This is a genomic window from Paenibacillus aurantius, from assembly GCF_032268605.1.
GTDB classification, from domain to species: domain Bacteria; phylum Bacillota; class Bacilli; order Paenibacillales; family NBRC-103111; genus Paenibacillus_AO; species Paenibacillus_AO aurantius.
The window spans coordinates 5,459,593-5,476,923 of record NZ_CP130318.1 but is presented as its reverse complement, the minus strand read 5'-3'; the positions used below and the strand labels follow the sequence as shown (position 1 = coordinate 5,476,923).

At 56.2% G+C, this 17,331-nt stretch carries 15 protein-coding genes; 9 read left to right on the top strand and 6 right to left on the bottom strand.

What is annotated here, in order from left to right; all coding sequences use genetic code 11:
* Positions 1–121: 121 nt before the first annotated feature.
* Positions 122–2,692 (bottom strand): tetratricopeptide repeat protein, encoded by a 2,571-nt coding sequence (locus MJA45_RS24680; RefSeq protein WP_315604553.1) that lies wholly within the window; start codon positions 2,690–2,692, stop codon positions 122–124.
* 121 nt (positions 2,693–2,813) lie between these two features.
* Here MJA45_RS24680 and MJA45_RS24675 point away from each other — a divergent pair, with 121 nt between their 5' ends.
* From MJA45_RS24675 to MJA45_RS24655, 5 genes are all read left to right on the top strand, one after another.
* Entirely contained in the window at positions 2,814–2,972 is a 159-nt protein-coding gene (locus tag MJA45_RS24675) for a tautomerase family protein (protein WP_407083076.1), read from the top strand.
* Between the two features lie 167 nt (positions 2,973–3,139).
* On the top strand, positions 3,140–4,792 hold the full coding sequence (gene nadB / locus MJA45_RS24670; RefSeq protein ID WP_315604551.1) for an L-aspartate oxidase: 1,653 nt from the start codon (positions 3,140–3,142) through the stop codon (positions 4,790–4,792).
* A gap of 199 nt (positions 4,793–4,991) precedes the next feature.
* Entirely contained in the window at positions 4,992–5,318 is a 327-nt protein-coding gene (locus MJA45_RS24665) for an NIPSNAP family protein (protein WP_315604550.1), read from the top strand.
* A 241-nt stretch (positions 5,319–5,559) separates the two neighbouring features.
* Complete coding sequence (locus tag MJA45_RS24660; protein ID WP_315604549.1) at positions 5,560–6,489, top strand: phosphotransferase enzyme family protein; 930 nt, start codon at positions 5,560–5,562, stop codon at positions 6,487–6,489.
* 27 nt (positions 6,490–6,516) lie between these two features.
* Positions 6,517–7,116 carry a GNAT family N-acetyltransferase gene (locus MJA45_RS24655; RefSeq protein WP_315604548.1) on the top strand — a complete coding sequence of 200 codons (600 nt, stop codon included), beginning with the start codon at positions 6,517–6,519 and terminating at the stop codon, positions 7,114–7,116.
* A 12-nt stretch (positions 7,117–7,128) separates the two neighbouring features.
* Here MJA45_RS24655 and MJA45_RS24650 read toward each other — a convergent pair whose 3' ends face one another.
* Together MJA45_RS24650 and MJA45_RS24645 are read right to left on the bottom strand one after the other, a co-directional pair.
* Positions 7,129–7,941 (bottom strand): class I SAM-dependent methyltransferase, encoded by an 813-nt coding sequence (locus tag MJA45_RS24650; protein WP_315604547.1) that lies wholly within the window; start codon positions 7,939–7,941, stop codon positions 7,129–7,131.
* 224 nt (positions 7,942–8,165) lie between these two features.
* On the bottom strand, positions 8,166–8,663 hold the full coding sequence (locus tag MJA45_RS24645; RefSeq protein WP_315604546.1) for a hypothetical protein: 498 nt from the start codon (positions 8,661–8,663) through the stop codon (positions 8,166–8,168).
* Positions 8,664–8,917: 254 nt separating this feature from the next.
* Here MJA45_RS24645 and MJA45_RS24640 point away from each other — a divergent pair, with 254 nt between their 5' ends.
* Genes MJA45_RS24640 through MJA45_RS24630 form a run of 3 tightly spaced genes read left to right on the top strand, consistent with a single transcriptional unit; the run spans position 8,918 to position 11,995 of the window.
* Positions 8,918–9,652: an SIS domain-containing protein gene (locus tag MJA45_RS24640; protein WP_315604545.1), complete on the top strand. Its 735-nt coding sequence runs from the start codon at positions 8,918–8,920 to the stop codon at positions 9,650–9,652.
* A complete protein-coding gene (locus MJA45_RS24635; protein ID WP_315604544.1) occupies positions 9,649–10,614 on the top strand; it encodes an N-acetylglucosamine kinase in 966 nt (321 codons plus the stop codon). Before MJA45_RS24640 ends, MJA45_RS24635 begins: the two co-directional genes overlap by 4 nt.
* Positions 10,598–11,995 (top strand): neutral/alkaline non-lysosomal ceramidase N-terminal domain-containing protein, encoded by a 1,398-nt coding sequence (locus tag MJA45_RS24630; protein ID WP_315604543.1) that lies wholly within the window; start codon positions 10,598–10,600, stop codon positions 11,993–11,995. The genes MJA45_RS24635 and MJA45_RS24630 overlap by 17 nt, the downstream gene beginning before the upstream one ends.
* A 164-nt stretch (positions 11,996–12,159) precedes the next feature.
* Here the strand turns inward: MJA45_RS24630 and MJA45_RS24625 are convergent, their stop codons facing one another.
* The gene (locus MJA45_RS24625; RefSeq protein WP_315604542.1) at positions 12,160–13,140 is read right to left on the bottom strand and encodes a zinc-binding dehydrogenase; all 981 of its coding nucleotides are present in this window, start codon (positions 13,138–13,140) and stop codon (positions 12,160–12,162) included.
* Positions 13,141–13,347: 207 nt separating this feature from the next.
* Between MJA45_RS24625 and MJA45_RS24620 the strand changes: the two genes are divergently transcribed.
* Positions 13,348–14,574, top strand: a complete 1,227-nt coding sequence (locus MJA45_RS24620; protein ID WP_315604541.1) for an MFS transporter — start codon at positions 13,348–13,350, stop codon at positions 14,572–14,574.
* Positions 14,575–14,908: 334 nt separating this feature from the next.
* On the opposite strand, the gene MJA45_RS24615 is transcribed toward MJA45_RS24620, so the two are convergent.
* Together MJA45_RS24615 and MJA45_RS24610 are read right to left on the bottom strand one after the other, a co-directional pair.
* The gene (locus tag MJA45_RS24615) at positions 14,909–15,829 is read right to left on the bottom strand and encodes a S66 peptidase family protein (protein WP_315604540.1); all 921 of its coding nucleotides are present in this window, start codon (positions 15,827–15,829) and stop codon (positions 14,909–14,911) included.
* A 513-nt stretch (positions 15,830–16,342) separates the two neighbouring features.
* Positions 16,343–17,203, bottom strand: coding sequence for an EcsC family protein (locus tag MJA45_RS24610; protein ID WP_315604539.1), 861 nt, complete (start codon positions 17,201–17,203; stop codon positions 16,343–16,345).
* Between the last annotated feature and the right edge of the window lie 128 nt (positions 17,204–17,331).

Genomic DNA, 17,331 nt, shown 5'->3' with positions numbered 1-17,331 from the left:
CAGAATCAGATCTAAGTTCGAAGGGCCGCCCTCCAAGGATTGCCGTTCAAGGTGATTGCTAGAAACATAGAGCCATCGGTAGGGCAAGGCGTCATTCATGCATTCCGTTCGGCAGTGCCCCCTACATCTCTAACGCATAAGAAACGGCCTGTTCTCTTGTCATTCCTCTTCCAATCGCAATTGCCTCGTTAAACGGTTCATCGCCGTATTCTAGCCTACAGGTTCGTATCGCCTGTTCGTAAATCATTTGAAACTGGGGCTGAGCCGTGGAACCAAGCTTCGCACGTAACTTCTTGGAGACGCCGATAAACATAGCTGCCGCGCGATATTCTTCCAGCCCGCACAATGTGCTTGCAAGCCCCTCGACTCCTAGCGCGAGGAACCACGTTCCCTGATAAGTTTGACAAATGGCAATGCTTCTCTTAAAAAGTGCCAACGCTTCTCTGGGCCTCCGCTGGTTTAATGCAATATATCCCAATGCCCGCAAAGGTCCCGACAACTCCAAATCGTCTTTTGCTTTCTCGAATAGCGTTGAACTTTCGATGAACAAGGGTTCAGCCTGTTCCCACTTCTGTTGCACCAGCAGGATGTTGCCCAGAGAGCTTAAGGATGACGCGAGGTTCCAGTCGTCACCTGAATCCCTGGCATGAAGCACGCTTTCTTCCGCTAGCCGGATCGCTTCGTCCGCTAAGCCCGAACGCGATGCCAGCTGAGTCAGCATTCGAAGCTGAGATGCCAAGAGCGCCGGATGTCCGAGCTTGCGAGCTTCATCCGCGCTTTGTCTGGCCAAATTTTCGGCTTCCTCGATTTCTCCCATGACCCATAGCAACACGCTAAGACCATGCTTAGCTTTGACCGCGTGTTCTTGAACGGAAGCTTGACTATGCGTCGCGAGAGCCGATCGAAGCTGCGCGGATCCTTCCTGCAAGGTGCCTTCATGCAGCCAGTAATAATAGAGGCAGGACGCCATTCTCACTGCGGCTCCCACCTCCCGCGGAAGATCGCAGGCTTTTCTCAGCGCGGAGCAGATGTTAGCGTATTCCCGCTGAATCTCCGCGAATGCGGCATCCCGGTTCCGACTTCGGAATCCCCGTTCCGCTCTCTCGACCAACCGACAGTAGTGGTCGACGAAGCGGCTGTTAAGCCGTTCGCGTTCCTCGTCCGTGCAGTGCTTCTCCCATTGTTCGATTCCAAATTGTTTAATTGTTTCGAGCATCGAATATCTTCGTCTAGGAGCAACAATTGCTGAATCAACAGATAGAAACGATTTATTGTATAGGCTAGCAACCAAATCTAAGGCTTCCTGACGATCGAACCATCCGAGAGAAGGGTTCGATTCTTCATCCGCGCATATATGTTCGACCGCTTCCAGCTCGAATCCCCCGGTAAACGGACTCAGCTTCCGCAGCAGCTGACGCTCTTGCTCCGTGAGCAGAGTGAAGCTCCACTCGAGGGTGGCTCGAAGCGATTGATGACGGGGGGCAGCCGTTCTCTTCCCGGCGGTAAGGACGGCGAACAAATCGGACAGCCGTTCGTCGATTTGCTCAATACTAAGCACGTTGGTCCGGGCGGCTGCAAGCTCTATAGACAACGGAATGCCCTCCAGACGTTCGCAGATCCGTCCGACGATCTTCAAATCCTCTTCCATAACGCGGAAGGGAGGAGATATGGCGGTCGCGCGCTCGATAAACAGCTGAACGGACTCGCAGGACAGAATGGCGTCATATCCTACATGATCCCGCAACTCATTCTCCGTGGGGAAAGTGAGCTGCGGAACCCTCCATACGCACTCCATGCCGATGTTCAGTGGCTCCTGGCTGGTGGCCAAAATGGCGATCGAAGGAGCGGCCGACAACATCCGCTCGATGAGAGCAGAGCAGAAATCAATCAAGTGCTCGCAGTTATCGAACACGAGAAGCATGCGTTTGTTCCGGATATGGTCCAGCAAGGACTCGATGAGCGGCCTTTCCTTCTGTTCCTTGACGTCCAATACCGATGTGATGATTCTCAGAGCCGAGAGCATATCCATGGCCGAAGCAAGCTCGAATAGCCATACGCCGTCAGGATAACAAGGACAGGCGTCCGAAGCGACCCTATACGCTAGACGCGTCTTGCCGCTCCCCCCGGGACCCGCAAGCGTGACGAGAGGAGATTCGGCAAGACGTTGCCGAATCTCCTGGGCCTGTTCGAGGCGACCGATAAACGAGGACATTCTACTGGGTAGATTCGTTGGCCCGTATTTCGCGGCTGCATTTTGCGGCGATGCATCGGGCCTGCGAACCTGCGAACCTCCCGATCGGATGCCGGAGTGAACGTCAGACTCGCTTCCCGCAGAAGCATCCGCGAGAATCGCTTCGAACCATTGTTCGTCAAAGAGAGGGTACACCCGGCCGTTCCTCGACCTGTCGTCATGGAATCGACGGACCGTCTCCCAAAGTAACTGAGCCTCCGCTCTTTCGGAACCGCGAAGAAACTTTTGTTCTACTACAAATATTTGAATTAACAATTGCAGATTAGGAGCGCTCGGCAGTCGCTCGCCATTCTCCCACTGCTGAATCGTCCTTGTCTCCACCCCGATCCGCTTGGACAGATCAATCTGCCGCAGCTTCGCTTTTCCGAATGGGCTTGGTCTCTGTCGCAGTCTGCGAATCATCTCTTCCGGCCATATCCGGTCCTCTTGATTATTCGCCATCCGATCTCCTCCCGAAAACACGAACTTACACGAACTCTTCGCACGAACTCGCCTGCATTCTTAGCATAGAGGTTATCGTGCTAAGATTCAATCATACCAAACACGCCAAAAAGCGTGCGGCATGCCATTCATACGCATCGCATTGATGAAGGGAAAATCGGCGGAGTATCAAAAGAAAGTAGGGGATACCGTGTATCAGGCGATGATCGACACGTTGAACGTCCCGGCGAACGACCGGTTCCAGAACTTCACGTCTCGATCTCTTCGGTTGGTTAACTGATTACCGGCTATGCCTTCGGTGTCGCCCTGGGCTCGCCAATCCTCGGGATGATCATGGGCCGACGGCCGATGCCCGAAGACATCGCCAACAAAGCCCGACTTTCCTTAGAACGCATGCTGCAAGTGAAGTAGCATGCGCTACTTTGAATCTAGAGGTGACCTGACCTCATGTTCCCACGTTATTTAGTCGATTTCGATATGCAGCAGCTCCCTCGCGCCCGGACGGATGTGATCGTCATAGGGGCGGGGATTGCCGGATTGTTTACGGCGATTAAAGCGAGCGAAACGAAGTCGGTGTTAATGATTACGAAAAAATCGCTGCTCGACAGCAATACCCGATACTCCCAAGGCGGCATCGCGGCGGTCATCTCCGATGAAGATTCGCCGGAGTTTCATAGGCAAGACACTTTGGTTGCCGGAGCGGGTTTGTGTGACGAAGCAGCGGTTAGCGTGCTTGTCCACGAAGGGCCGGACGGCGTCCGCGACCTGATTCGAATGGGGACCGTATTTGACGAGGAGAACGGCGAATTGGCCTTGACAAAAGAAGGGGCCCATAGCCATCGACGTATCCTGCATGCCCATGGGGATGCGACGGGGGCGGAGATCGTACGCTCGCTGTCTGAACGGACGAAGCTAGACCCGAACATCGAGCTGTGGGATGACCATTATGTGATCGATCTGTTGACCGAGAATGGCGAATGCCGCGGCGCACTTGTGCAGAAGCCGGATGGGACAAGAGTCGTGGTGGAGGCGGACGCAACGATTCTGTGCTCCGGAGGGGCAGGACAACTGTTCCGCTATACGACGAATCCGGACATTGCTACGGGCGACGGCATCGCGATCGCTCTTAGAGCCGGTGCGGAAATTCGCGACGTCGAATTAGTCCAGTTTCATCCGACCGCCTTGTGCTATCCGGGTGCTCCGCGGTTTCTGATTTCCGAAGCGGTTCGCGGCGAGGGGGCGATCCTGCGCAACATTAAGGGTGAGCGCTTCATGGCCCGATATCACGAGCAGCTTGAACTGGCTCCGCGCGATGTTGTAGCGAGAGCTATTCTCGATGAGATGGAAGCAACGAAGTCGACTTTTGTCTACATTGATATTACGCATGAATCGGAAGAATTCGTCAAGCGCCGCTTTCCAACCATCTACGGCTTCTGTCTGCCATTTGGGCTCGATCTGTCCACGGACTGGATCCCGGTTGCACCGGCAGCCCACTATATGATGGGCGGCGTCAAGACGGATCTGCATGGGGAGACAGCGGTGAAACGATTGTTTGCCTGCGGAGAAGTGTCGTCTACTGGCGTGCACGGAGGCAATCGGCTGGGCAGCAATTCGCTGTCGGAGGCGATTGTTTTCGGCCGCCGCATTATCGAGCGGATCGCAGCGCTGCCGCCGCTTGGCCAGGGGGTGCAGCAGCTTTGCGTGGCGACGCATCGGCAAGAGCCGCAGCAGCAGTCGATTGTGGAAAAAAGGCTGAAGCTGCAAAAAATTATGCTGCGCGAAGCCGGTATAAGGCGCGATGCGAAGGGGCTCCAACGCGGATTGGACGAGCTGAAGCGACAAGTCGCGTTCCTTGACGGAGCATTAACGAAGCAGGAAGAATATGAATTTGCCAATTTGCTTACTTGCGCGTTGCTTACTACGAAAGCTGCTCTGCGACGCGAAGAGAGCCGCGGCGGACATTATCGGGTCGATTACCCGAAACGTGACGACGACCGCTGGATACGTCATATTGTCTTTCGGTTAACGCCCGAGGGACAGTTGGAGGAGAGCATTCAAGAGGCTGGAGCTGAACCGCGAACGGATGAGCCGCAGGTTTGAGCCGCGGTGGGGTGGTGTCGACGGAAGCGTAAACTTATAACATAGCGATCCATGAGAAGGTGTTGATATTGTCATATGCCGTACGCCTGGGCAGAGGTTAGCATGATGGTCCAGAGAGAATGCGCTCGATCTGATTTTTAAAAAGTCGAAATAGATGTGTGCTGGATTACCAATCAGATTCATTCAGGGAGGAAATAACATGCTATACGAGTTGCGAATCTATACGATTTACGAAGGTCGAATGGATGCCATTCAAGACAGATTTAAGGAGCATACGTTTAAAATTTTTACAAGACTGGGAATGAAGGTCGTGAATTTCTGGATAGATGCAACAGGCCAAAATAAACTATACTATGTGATGGAATTTAAGGATATGGCGCAGCGTCAAAGGCTATGGGAGCAGTTTAAGAAAGACAACGAATGGATTCAAGTAAAAAGCAACTCGGAAGAAAACGGAGGGCTCATAATCGAAAATATTGATGTATATTTTATGAATCAAGCTGAATTTTTCAGATTGGGAAATTGAACTAACGGGTACGATAGCTCAATCGAAACCAATGGAGTGAGCGAACGGTGCGCCCGATCATGGTTAAGAGTGTATAAATTCCCAGACCGATTTGTGTCAAGGCAGGCTGCTTAGCAGCCTTTTTTGCGTTCACGCGCAGGAAAGATCAATTGAAACCAATCCTTCTCTAGATATAGGGGTACACCAAGGTAAAATAGTGAGAAAGAAGTGCTTAAAGCCTTGCTGGAAAGGGAGAAGAGCAATGGAAAATTTACAGAGCATGATTACTAAACAATGGCAAGTTAAAGTCAGCGGGGACCTCAGACCGGTAGACAGCGGGACAAAGAACGTAACATGTTTTCATGATGAGAACGGACGTCCGTTTTACCTGAAAAGGAAAAGGGGTGCCGCCCGTATTGCCCAGGAAGAACTGATTTATCATGCTCTTTCCAAAGTCGGCATCTCCGCCTCCTATCCGATAGAGACTGTTGAAGGCAGAGCTTTTACTGTATTTGAAGGGAATAGGTATTGTCTGTATAGGCCGGTACCGGGTACCGTCGTGAATGGGTTTGATGAAAAAATGACTTTTCAGATCGGGAGATCCCTGGCCCTGCTGCACAAAGGATTACTTGAAATTAACGATCATGAGCTCTTCCATGATATGAATATAAAAAAACAGTTGACGGAGTGGGCGATTCCGGTCGTTTTAGCGGAATTCGGCAATTCTGGGGCTGCTTCCGCAAAAGATTTATTTGAGGAATTGCAAAACAACTTTTTAAATAGGTGTGATACGCTCCCGCACCAACTCATTCATCGGGATCCGAATTCATCTAACATGCTGTATGCAGAGGATAAGGGGATCAGCTTTATTGATTTTGAATTAGCTACTTACGGGCTGCGCATCTTTGATATTTGTTATTTCTCGACGGGCATGTTAATGAGTGATTATAGTAACACCGATTTTAGATTGCGCTGGTTCCATTTGTTAGATGTGCTGGTAAAAGGATACCGAAGCGAAACTCCCTTAACCCAGGCCGAGCTTGACGCTGTCTTCTATGTAATCGTCTCGATACAAATCATTTTCTCTGCGTACTTCAGTAAAATAAATAAGGACATGGCTCTTCTCAATTTTGATTCTCTTTTTTGGATAGAGAGACATAAAGCAAAAATACAGCAAGTCGTGGGTACGTAGTTGATGAGAAAGAGGTGGGAGGATCGAGTGACAACGGAAAAACGGATTAGACCGCTTTTTCTTGTGTTTCCGCATAACCGTCTAAAGACACCGCTGCAGGTTCCGAGGCTAAGTGACGAGTATCAATTGAGAACCTATCAGAAGGGTGACGAAGTTAGTCTTGCTAAATTATTAGCGTATGAAGGATGGAAAAATGATGAGGAACATATTAATGAATTCTTAGATCATGTCATACCCGAGGGATTATTTTTCGTAGTTCATAAGGATACAGGCGAAGTTATAAGTACGGCATCGGCTCTTCATCATCCTTCATCACCCCATTGGCATTTTCCATTCGGTGGGGACATGGGTTATGTGATTACTTCACCAGAACACCGTGGCAAAGGAATGGGATACGCTGTTTCCGTTGCTGCTACCGTACGTCTACTTCAAGCTGGGTATAAAAATATCCGTGTAGTTACAAAGGATCACCGTCTATCTGCCATTAAAATTTATTTGAAAATTGGCTTTGTACCATTTCTCTATACAGAGGATAGTGAAGACCGCTGGAGTAAAATTTGCCGTAACCTGAATTGGTCTTTCACCCCGAAGGAATGGATTAAGCCAGATAAGCAGCGAGCTGATTAAGCTAACGAAGACCTACAGCTTTCTGGCTTTGATTACAAAAGTGACAGGAAGCATCTTAGCCTTTTTGGCAAAGTCGCTGTCAGCGTTTCGCGATTGCATAAGTTCCTCATCGGACTCCTCGATCATTTGCACAATCACAAATCCCGCTTTTGCCAACGCATTCACATAGGTGGATAGTTTCCGATCCGATAAGGTCAGCTCCCCTTCATCAAGAGATACCGAATGCCAAGATTCGTCGAAATAATTTTTTTTGAAAGCAAGCCCATTTTTTTCGGCCACAACACATTTGTGGATAGGGTGAGACCAACTGAAAATAAAGACGCCGTCTTTTTTAAGGTAAGAAGCGATCCGGCAAAAGGTCCCCTCCAAATCGGTGGTCCAGCCTATGGCATAAATCGAATAAACAAAGTCAAAATAATCCTCTGGTATGCCGCATTCTTCTTCCATGGGAGAACAGATCAAGTTTGCCGAAAGACCGCACGAGGACAAATGCTGCCTTGCCTTTTCGATTTGGTTTTCGGATAGATCCATGCCCCATAGTTCCGATGCGTGGCGTTCCCCTTGATACTGCAAGGATTGCCCGTTCCCACAGCCTATTTCCAGCAGCTTCTTCCCTGCGACATCGCCAAAAAGCCGGAACTTTTCTTCTGAGACATAGGCTCCGTAAAAAGGAAGCACGATGGCTCCTAAGAAGTCATTTCCTTTTGTGTTCCAATACAAGCTGTTTGTTTTATAGACGGCATCCTTGTCCATGTCGACCGGGCTGGCACAGCCCACCTCCCCAGCGCCTATAATGTTTGGTTTGTATACTGAATTCTTGTCCATGCCACGCCCTCCCCCAATATATATAACATGAGCCCAAGCGGTTATCCCGAGGTTCACGTTATCCCAATCACACATAACCTGCACACTCTGCGCCGAATCGCTAGGCATAGAGAAAAAGCTGGCCCCCTACCCATCGGGATAAGGACCAGCCTTATTTACGTTATAAGGTAATGAGTTCACTGTCCCGTGCTTGTTCCCGCTATCCGTTAGGTGTTAGGTGTTGATCAGCTGCCCCACTCGGCCAGCTGCCAAATGGGCGCTTGGGCGTTCCACGTATAGGTTTTTCCGTTGATGGTAACCCGTCCGTTGTTCACGACAAAGGTGTTGTCGTCCGTATAGGACATGTAGTTCGGGCCGGCATAGTAATAGTAGTAACCGGCGCTTTTATCGACCGTGATGCCGCCGCTTCGGCCGATATCCGACGTCATGTATTTCTTCACGCCGTACCAGCTGCCCGTGGAAGTGACATAGTTGCACACCTTCTTCGTGCTGCGGTTGATGTAGATCCGAAGGGTGGCATTAGCGTACTCTGAACTGCTCCAGTTTCTAAGAGCGTGCGAGTACAAATACGTATAGCCCGATCCGCAAACGGCTCCGGTGTTGTAAGCAGCGCTCGCTTGCGGGGCCCATCCGATTAGCGTGGTCAGACCGAGAGCAATCGCGGCCAGAGACAAAGTGAGCTTTCTTCTTATCCCTCGTAAGCTTGCAGTTGGTTTCGTCATCAATTTTCCTCCAGTCATGTTAGCAATGATAGTATGAGTACTCCAAATAACGGCCAGCCTGGCATGGGTCCTATTATAGCCAATAAGAGGGATATGTCAACTTTTGGCAGCCATTCCTTACCAATTTAACCTGATTGTAATATTCTGAAACAAGCCTGAAAAAAATGTCCGGTCCCGGTCAAGGATCATCCTGTGCCCGGTGCAGCCTGCTTATATAATGGAGGAAGACGTTGAAAAAGAGGAAGGGTGCAGGGATGGAAGCTTACTACCGGGCGGTTACGCAGGTGCTGGAGACGGTTCAGACGACCCAACAGGAAGCGATGGAAAAAGCCGCGGCGGCGTGCGCCAAGGCGATTGCCTCCAAGCGGGCGATTTATTTATTCGGGACGGGGCATTCCCACATGCTGGCGGAGGAGCCGTATTACCGGGCCGGCGGGCTTGTTCCCGTGATCCCGATTCTCGAAACGGGGCTCATGCTTCACGAGGGTGCGGTCAAAAGCACGAAGCTGGAAAGGCTGACCGGCTATGCGGCTATTTTATTGGAGCAGGCAGCAGTCGGAGACGGGGACGTGCTGTTCATCATTTCCAACTCGGGCATTAATGCCCTGCCTGTGGAAATGGCGGAGGAGGCAAGCAGGCGGGGGGCTGCCGTTATCGCCCTTACGTCCCTGGCGCATTCGCGGAATGCCGTCTCCCGTTCGGCGAGCGGTGCGAAGCTGTACGAGCTCGCGGATATCGTGCTGGACAACGGAGGGGTGCCGGGCGACGCGGCGGTGACGCTCGAAGGAATGGACGTGCCGATTGCGCCGACCTCCACCATCGCCGGGGCCTTCATCCTGAACTCCATCGTGGTTCTCACCTGCAAGCGGCTGCTCGAGGCGGGAATCGAGCCTCCCGTCTTCCGGAGCGCCAATGTGGCGGGAGGCAGCAGCCATAACGACCGGCTGATCGAAGAGCTGCGGCAGGCCGGCGCCCGGCTGCGCTTATGAAGCCGGCCCGTTACCTGCTCGGCATCGACGGAGGCGGAAGCCGGTCGGAAGCGGTGCTGCAGAGCCTGGACGCCGGGGAGGCGGTCGTGCTCCGCGGGGGGCCACTGAATGCCCACACCGATGGAGAGGCGAAGGCCCGCGGCCATTTGCTGGCGCTGCTCGAGCAGGCGGAGGAGCGGCTGGCCGAACGGGGCGGCGTGCTGGCAGCGGCTGCGGTAGCCGCCGCGTGCAACACCGGGCCGGATAAGGACGCCCACTGGTCCGTCGAGACGGCCCGCGAACGATTCCCGGATGCCCGGATTGCCGGGATGGAGGACACGGAGGCCGCTCTCGAAGGGGCTTTTGCCGGCGGGCCCGGCATCCTCGTGATCGCCGGCACCGGGTCGGCCGCGGCCGCCCGGACGGAGGAGGGCCGGCTCCTCTCCTGCGGAGGCTGGGGCCCCTGGTTCGGCGACGAGGGAAGCGGCTACTGGCTCGGCTGCGAAGCGCTTCGGGCGGCGGCGCGTGCCGCCGACGGCCGGGGGGAGCGAACCCGGCTGGAGGAGCTGCTGGCAGAGCGCCTGGGCCTGCCTTCCTTCGCCATGGAGGAAGCCGTTCGGCGGCTGTACGGAAGCTGGGGAAGGAAGGAGATCGCCTCGCTCACCCGGCAGGTGGCGGAAGCGGCCGCACAGGGAGACGCGGCGGCCCTCGCCCTGCTGGAGCAGGCGGCGGAGCATTTGGCCGAGCTGGCCCAAGCCCTTCATCGCGCCTCGGAGCGGAGCCTCACCCGCGTCTCTTATGTGGGCGGGGTGTTTGCGATCGGTGAGCCGGTCCTCGGTCCGTGGAGGTTGCGTCTGGAGCAGAGCGGGCTTACGGCGGCCCCGCCTCTTTTAACGCCGCCTCAAGGGGCGGTGGAGTATGCGCGTAAGCAGCTGCGGGGGGATCCGCGGGAAAGGAGAACGAACGATGCCAATACGCCTTAAGCTTGGCACAAGCAAAATAGACATTACCCCGTCGCATCCGGTACCCCTGGCGGGCTTCGCCGTTCGCAGCGGCCTCGGCCCCTATACTGGGGTATCTTATCCGCTGTATGCGCGGATTTATATGCTGGAGACGGAGGAGCAGCCGGAGCCGGTGGCCGGACCGGAAGAAACGCCCGAGCCGGGTGAGCGCATCCCTGAAAATGCGGGGATGCCAGAAAGAGTGGGAAACGCTGCGGAAGCCGGAAGGGCAGGCAGGGCAGCGGCCAGCCGGGCGGTGCTCATCTCCGCGGACTTGATCTGGTGGGGGAGCGACCGCGTCCCGGCTTTCAAAGAAGCGGTCCGCCGGCGCTTCGGCCTCGAGCCGGAGGCCGTTCTGCTTCATGGCACGCATACCCATTCCGGGCCTCAGACCAGCGCCTTGTTTACGTCGTATCTTGGAGTGCCGGACCCGGCTTATTTGGATGATCTTGAGGAACGGGTGCTGAAGGGGATCGGAGAGGCACTCGCCGGGCTGGAGCCCGTCCGGGTCGAGTCCGGAGCCGGGACGTCCTCTCTGGCCGTTAACCGGAGAGGACATCGCGTCCGTCCGCCGGAGCGGAGGGAAACGGACCGGGAGCTGTCCGTGATCCGGTTCGTCCGGGAGGACGGCTCTCCGAAAGGCATTCTGGTCCACTATGCCTGCCATCCCGTCATTACGGACGAGAATAAAGTATCCCCGGACTTTGTGGGAGTAGCAATGGGCGCGGTCGAAGAAAAGTACGGGAAAGACGTTGTATGCGGGTTCCTGCAGGGAACCTGCGGGGATATTAACCCGGGGCATGACATGACGGAGTACAGAGGCGGCCACGAGCTGGTGATGCAGGCTGGGCTATCGTTCGCCCGGGACATCGGGGAAGTGCTCGACGGGCCGATGGAGGTTCGGCGGGCCGTCCCCCTGAGGTGGCGGAGCCGGACGGTGCCGCTCGCTCTGGCCCCCCTGCCCGAAAAGGCCGTCCTGGAAAAAGGGAGATCCCTCCCCGGCGTCCATGGAGAGTGGCACCGTCTTCATTGGGAAAGGGAAGCGGAACGGAAGCCGGAGCTTCCCTTGGAGATGACGCTGCTCACCATAACGGACGGCTTCTCTCTCCTCGCGATGAACGCCGAGGTGGTCGTGGAGTATGGCCTCTACCTCAAGCGGCTCTCGGGAGGACGGGTGCTGCCGCTGCCTTACACGAACGGCATGTTCGGCTATGTCCCGACCGAGGCGATTCTGGCCGAAGGCGGCTACGAGGCGGACGAATCGACGATCTATTTCGCGATGCCGTCCGTCTTCTCTCCATCGGTAGAGGGGCGGCTTAAAGAGGAAATGGCCGGCCTGCTCGACCCATTTAGCGACAGGTGAAATAATTGGGCATGCAAAAGGCCGGTCCCCGTCATAGAAGCGGGAACCGGCCTTCTCGTGCCTGGCCGGCAGCGGGGCTGGGCGAGACGGCTTCCGTTGGCGCACGAAGCATGCTCCCTTAAGTCGGCCCTTAACCAGCGACGGTCCGAATGGCGGCTTATGGTTTATTTCAGCTTCGCCACCATCTTGCCTTTCACGTGCCGCACGGACAGGCGCTCCAGTGCGGCCGGAACCTCCTCAAGGGGAATGACTTCCTTCAGCATGGAGGAGAGGGCCCCCTTCTGGAGCATAGCCAGCATCTCGTCCCCTATAGCGGCCAGATCGGCCTGGTCGGCCCGGTCCCCATACGTGTAGGCCGCCGCAAGAGCGATTTCATGGTACGAGACGACCTTGGTAAAGCCCTTGATCTTCGTAAAATCCGGCGGGCCCGCTATGTACACGATATGGCCCATATAGGCGAGCATGTCCAGGGAATCGGTGGCGCTTTGCCGGCTCACGGCATCCACCACGGCATCGACGCCTCGCCCCTCGGTCAGCTCCAGCACCTTGGCCGCCACGTCTTCTCCGGCGTAGTCGATCACGTGATCGGCCCCGAGCGAGCGGACGTAGTCATGGTTAGCCGGGGAGGCGGTGGAGAAGACCGTTTTGCCGGCGTTCTTCGCCAACTGGACCCCGAAGCCGCCCACGCCTCCCGCACCGCCGTGCAGGAGAATGGTACGGACCCGGTCCATGGGCAGCTTGCGGAACAGGGCCTGGTAGGCCGTATAACCGGCCGTTGGCAGCGCGGCCGCATCTTCGAAGGAGATTCCTTCGGGAATGCGGGAGACCGCGTGGGCGAGAGCTGTCGTATATTCCGCATAGCCTCCCTTGCGGGTCAGGTCGCCGTGAACGACAACCCGATCGCCCTTTTGCCACCCGGTTACGCCCTCCCCGGTTTCGGCCACCACTCCCGCGGTGTCCAGGCCCAGAATATGAGGGTACGTCCAGTTGGGGTTTCCTCCGGTGGCCGTCTTGTAGTCGACGGGATTCAAGCCGACGGCATGCACCTGGATCAGAAGCTCGCCCGGGCCGGGCTCCGGCTTCGGCACTTCCCCTACGCGCATGTCTTTCCATAGGCCTTTGTCCTGCAGCAGCAACGCTTTCATCTTGTTTGCCTCCTTGTAGGGTTCATTAGGTTAGGTTATCCAGCGGGCCCCTGTCTTATCGGTCTCAAGAGCCGCAGCATGGCCGTGTCCAGCTGCAAGGGACGCTTGTCCATCCGCCGGAAAAAGTATTTTCCCCGGCGGGTCCAATTGGTGATACAATGACAGCGAATGCCCGCCATTATATTACCATCAGGAGAGAGATCCCGCTTGAAAATCAACCCCGCCGGCAAGCTTCGCCACATGGGTGCGACCGCATGGACGAATTTTCGCCTCGACGCCTTCAGCGCCGTTCTGTTCAGTGTCTTCAATGTCGTCTTCAACCAGTTTTACATCCCGATCGCTATCCGTCACGGGGCCAGCTCCTTCGAGGTGGGCCTGCTGTCGGCCGCCCCGGCCGTCGGGCTTCTGCTTTCCCCTTTTTGGGCCAGTCTTATGGAAGGAAGGGACCCCAAACCCTTCGTGATTTACCCGAACGTAGCGGGCCGTCTGCTTATTCTCCTGCCTCTTTTGTACGGCGAGCCTTGGGTTTTTGTGGGGACGGCTTTTCTGTTTCACCTTCTTATGGGGATTCAGGCGCCGGCTTATGCGGCTCTGGTGACCCGCATCTATCCCGCCGAGCTGCGGGGAAGGATTATGGGCAATGTCCGCGTGGCCATGGGCGTGCTAATGATTCCGCTGGCCTACGGAGTAGGACGCTGGATTGACCACGCGGGAGAAACCGGTCCTCTGCTGGCTGCCACGGTAACGGGACTGGTGTCGCTCGCCGTCTTCTCCCGGTTGCGGGAGATCGACACGACGCCCCGTGCGCTTCCCGCCTCGAGGGCCAAGTGGGGGGACCAGGTCAAGCTGCTTAAGGGGAATCCCGAGCTCGTCCTGTTCTTGACGGCGACTACCCTGACAGGCTTTGCCAATATGCTGGCGAGTCCCCTGTACCAAATCATCCAGGTCGATAAGCTCGATTTGACCAACGAGCAGATTGGGTACACCCGAATGGTTTATTTCGGGTGCCTGCTCTTCGCCTATTTGCTGATGGGATGGGTCATCGACCGCTACTCCCCGAAGACCGCCATTCTGTTCGGTCTTGCCGCGTACACGGTCGTCCCTTTCCTGTACGGCTGCTTCGGCACGTACGGGGCCGTCTTCGCCGGCATGGGGATGCAGGGCTTCGGCGACGCGATCTGGGACATCGGCTGCCTGGCCTATGTTTTCCGGCTTGCTCCAGGCCGGGAAGGGGTGGTGTTCGGGCTTCATCTGCTTCTGTTCGGCATCCGGGGGACGATCGGGCCGCTCATCAGCACCGGGCTGTCGGAGACGCTGCCGCTTTCGGTGCTCCTGTACGGGGCCTGCCTCTTTGCGCTCGCCGGGCTGGTTCTGCTCTTCGCGAGCGGCCGGAAGGCCAGGGGCCGTTCGCGAGGGCCTTCGCTTGGAGCGTAAGCGAGGGCGACCGTTGTGGCGGCGGCTCAGACTGCCCAGACGTCCGGGTGGCCCGGTTTTCGTACCGGTGGCGTCACGACATAGAAGACCATTGCGCCGCAATGGTCTTTTTCAGTACATCCGCATCCACAAGGACATCCTCGAAGCGATTCACCCATCGACACCCGCGCCTGGTCCTTAAAGACGGCGAAGCCGTTTATCCTTGTTCTGTGAAGTCTTCCCGCCCCGTCTCCCTTACCCGGCTGGTGCCTTAACCGTGAGCGTTGTTCTGCTTCTGTACTGATTTTGTGCGCCTAGACAGGCTTTCTCGCCAACAAAGCTGCCGGATAAGGCACTAGGTAATCGTGGTCTCGACGATGGTCAGCGTGTTCGCCTCGGTATTCAGGTTGACCCGGGCGCCGATCGGAATGGCCGCCTTGTAGACGCCGTGGGCGGAGGCGAGACCGGTCATGAGCGGTTTGCCGAGCGGAACGAGGAAGTCCTGAATGAGGTTCTCGTAGGTGGCCCCGTACGCGATTTGACAGGCTGTGCACTCGCCGATGACGATGCCCAGGCAGTCGTCGAATTTGCCGGCCAGCTGCAGATGCTTCATGTACCGGTAAACCGTGTTGATCGGCTCGTGGGTTTCCTCCAGCAGGAGGATTTTGCCCTTGGTGTCCGTTTCATAAGGCGTTCCGAGCGTCCCGATAAAAGAGGTCAGGTTACCCCCCACGATCGGACCGGTCACGTTACCGGGAACCCGGCTCACGAGAGGCATGTTCGGCGGGTTTACGATAGGGCGGGTCTCCGATACCACCGAGGTGGCGGCAAAAAACTGATTGTAATTATAAGCGGGGGTATTCGCCCGGAAATCGATCAGCAAGAGACTTTGCAGGGTAATCAGGTCCGCGTATTGAGCCAGGGCGTTAAGCAGGACGGTAATGTCGCTGTAGCCGGTGATGAGCTTGGGGTTCTGCCGGATAACGGAAAAATCCAGATAGGGCAGAATCCCGGACACGCCCACCCCGCCCCGGGAAGGAAGGATGAGCTTGACCTGGTCGTTCGTGAACATGCTCATCAGGTCGGACGCCCGCTGCTCCTCCGTTCCGGCCAAGTACCCGTTATTGGCATAAACATACTTTCCGAGCACCACCTGAAACCCCATTCCCCGCACGACGTCGAGGCCCGAGTTGATGATGTCGGGGGCAAGGGGAGAGCCCAGTGTGACAATTCCGATGGTGTCACCAGCCTGCAGCCTGGGTGGTTTTAGCGCCATTCCCGTTCCCCCTCCGTTTCTCCTAAACATCCTTTATCATTTATATGGTGAAAAAGGAGCCGTATGCCTTTGCGCCGCCCGGCCCTCCGGCAATCGGTGAGACCCACGCTTAAGAGGAGCAAAAAGGCTCCCCCATGAGTAAAGCTCCCCTTACAGCAACAGGTTTACCTGTCGACCGCAAGGGGAGCCTACCGAAGCACGAAGCCGGACGTGTTACCGGGGGACAGTCCTGCCTTCGTATGCTGGCTGCTGTGTCTAACGAATCGCCAACACCTTATATCGTCTAAAATGGGTCCTACGCAATTCTTACGAATCCTGGGCACCTTATTCGGCTCAAAAGGCGGCCCTTCGGCCCCAAAGGGAGCGAATAGCGATTTGACGATTCGTTAGATGGAGCGATCGGGCATAGGAGCGCGAATAAGCATCGTACGGTTCGTTAGCCGGCATGATGAGCATGGCGCAGCCTGTGTCGGCTACCCCAGTCATCATTCGCGGACTGTCGGCCCCATGCAGCTATTCCTCCGCCGTCGGGCTCTGCCCTTCACCCGCTTTCAGCTGCTGCGCTTCGCCCGCCTCCAGGCGCTGGAGAATGCGCCGCTTGCGGTAGAGCATGCGTCCGGTTTCGGCTACCTGCTGCAGGGCTTCCCGGTTGGAGTAAGCCCCGAAGATGGTGCCGGCCACCGGGACGAGCTGAAACATCTTCTTCATGCCGAAGCTGTCGCGGTACGCGTTGGCCACCTCCCGCCAGCCCTGCAGCTGGCTCATGACCTGCACCTGCTTGCTCTCGTTGTCGTAATCGCCGAGCTCGTCGAGGACGGCCTTCTTGCCGACGATGTCGGAGGAGGAGAACTGCAGGCACTTCACCATGAAGGTGCGCTCCCGTTCGTCCTTCGGGTCGAAGCCGTAGCAGAGGGCGAGCTCCTGCAGCATCTTGAGCGACAGCCCGAGCATGGCCGGGATGTCGACGGCGATGGTGAACAGCCCGCCGAAGCCGGTGGCCGCTCCTTGGACGGTTGCGATCTTCGTCCGGCTCTCCGACAGATCCTCCGCCGTCCGGTCCATCACCTCAAGGGGAAGCGTTTGGACTTGCTCCACGGTCCACTCCGCGCCTCCGTCGGCTCCGCCCGCTTCCTCGCGCAGCCTGGCGAGAATCTTCGTTTCCGAGACGAGGTAGTCGCCTCCGGTCTGAATGAATTGGCCCACTTCGTTTAGGGCCGTTCCCACCTTCTCCTGAATCCCTTTCGGGGTCCAGCGGTCCAGCAGGGCAAAGGGCAGTCGCCCCAGCTTCTCCCAGAACCACAGGTCCTTCTGGTCTTTCTCCCATTCTTGTATCCCAATAAGCTCTTGTTCGAGCTGTTCCCGGCTTTCGGTCATGAGGCCTCATCCTTTCGCTTTGCATCTTGTGCCTTATCCTTCATACGGGTTACAGGGCGCGAAGGATTCAAGGAAGGCGGAGCCGTTCCTTAATCTCATGAGTCGTGAGCCATTCCTCCTCTCTCATC

Bases quoted from the DNA above. Each gene is read 5' to 3' on its own strand.
- MJA45_RS24680 (WP_315604553.1), bottom strand. From the start codon at position 2,692: ATGGCGAATAATCAAGAGGACCGGATATGGCCGGAAGAGATGATTCGC.
- MJA45_RS24675 (WP_407083076.1), top strand. From the start codon at position 2,814: ATGCCATTCATACGCATCGCATTGATGAAGGGAAAATCGGCGGAGTAT.
- nadB (WP_315604551.1), top strand. From the start codon at position 3,140: ATGTTCCCACGTTATTTAGTCGATTTCGATATGCAGCAGCTCCCTCGC.
- MJA45_RS24665 (WP_315604550.1), top strand. From the start codon at position 4,992: ATGCTATACGAGTTGCGAATCTATACGATTTACGAAGGTCGAATGGAT.
- MJA45_RS24660 (WP_315604549.1), top strand. From the start codon at position 5,560: ATGGAAAATTTACAGAGCATGATTACTAAACAATGGCAAGTTAAAGTC.
- MJA45_RS24650 (WP_315604547.1), bottom strand. From the start codon at position 7,941: ATGGACAAGAATTCAGTATACAAACCAAACATTATAGGCGCTGGGGAG.
- MJA45_RS24645 (WP_315604546.1), bottom strand. From the start codon at position 8,663: ATGACGAAACCAACTGCAAGCTTACGAGGGATAAGAAGAAAGCTCACT.
- MJA45_RS24640 (WP_315604545.1), top strand. From the start codon at position 8,918: ATGGAAGCTTACTACCGGGCGGTTACGCAGGTGCTGGAGACGGTTCAG.
- MJA45_RS24635 (WP_315604544.1), top strand. From the start codon at position 9,649: ATGAAGCCGGCCCGTTACCTGCTCGGCATCGACGGAGGCGGAAGCCGG.
- MJA45_RS24630 (WP_315604543.1), top strand. From the start codon at position 10,598: ATGCCAATACGCCTTAAGCTTGGCACAAGCAAAATAGACATTACCCCG.
- MJA45_RS24625 (WP_315604542.1), bottom strand. From the start codon at position 13,140: ATGAAAGCGTTGCTGCTGCAGGACAAAGGCCTATGGAAAGACATGCGC.
- MJA45_RS24615 (WP_315604540.1), bottom strand. From the start codon at position 15,829: ATGGCGCTAAAACCACCCAGGCTGCAGGCTGGTGACACCATCGGAATT.
- MJA45_RS24610 (WP_315604539.1), bottom strand. From the start codon at position 17,203: ATGACCGAAAGCCGGGAACAGCTCGAACAAGAGCTTATTGGGATACAA.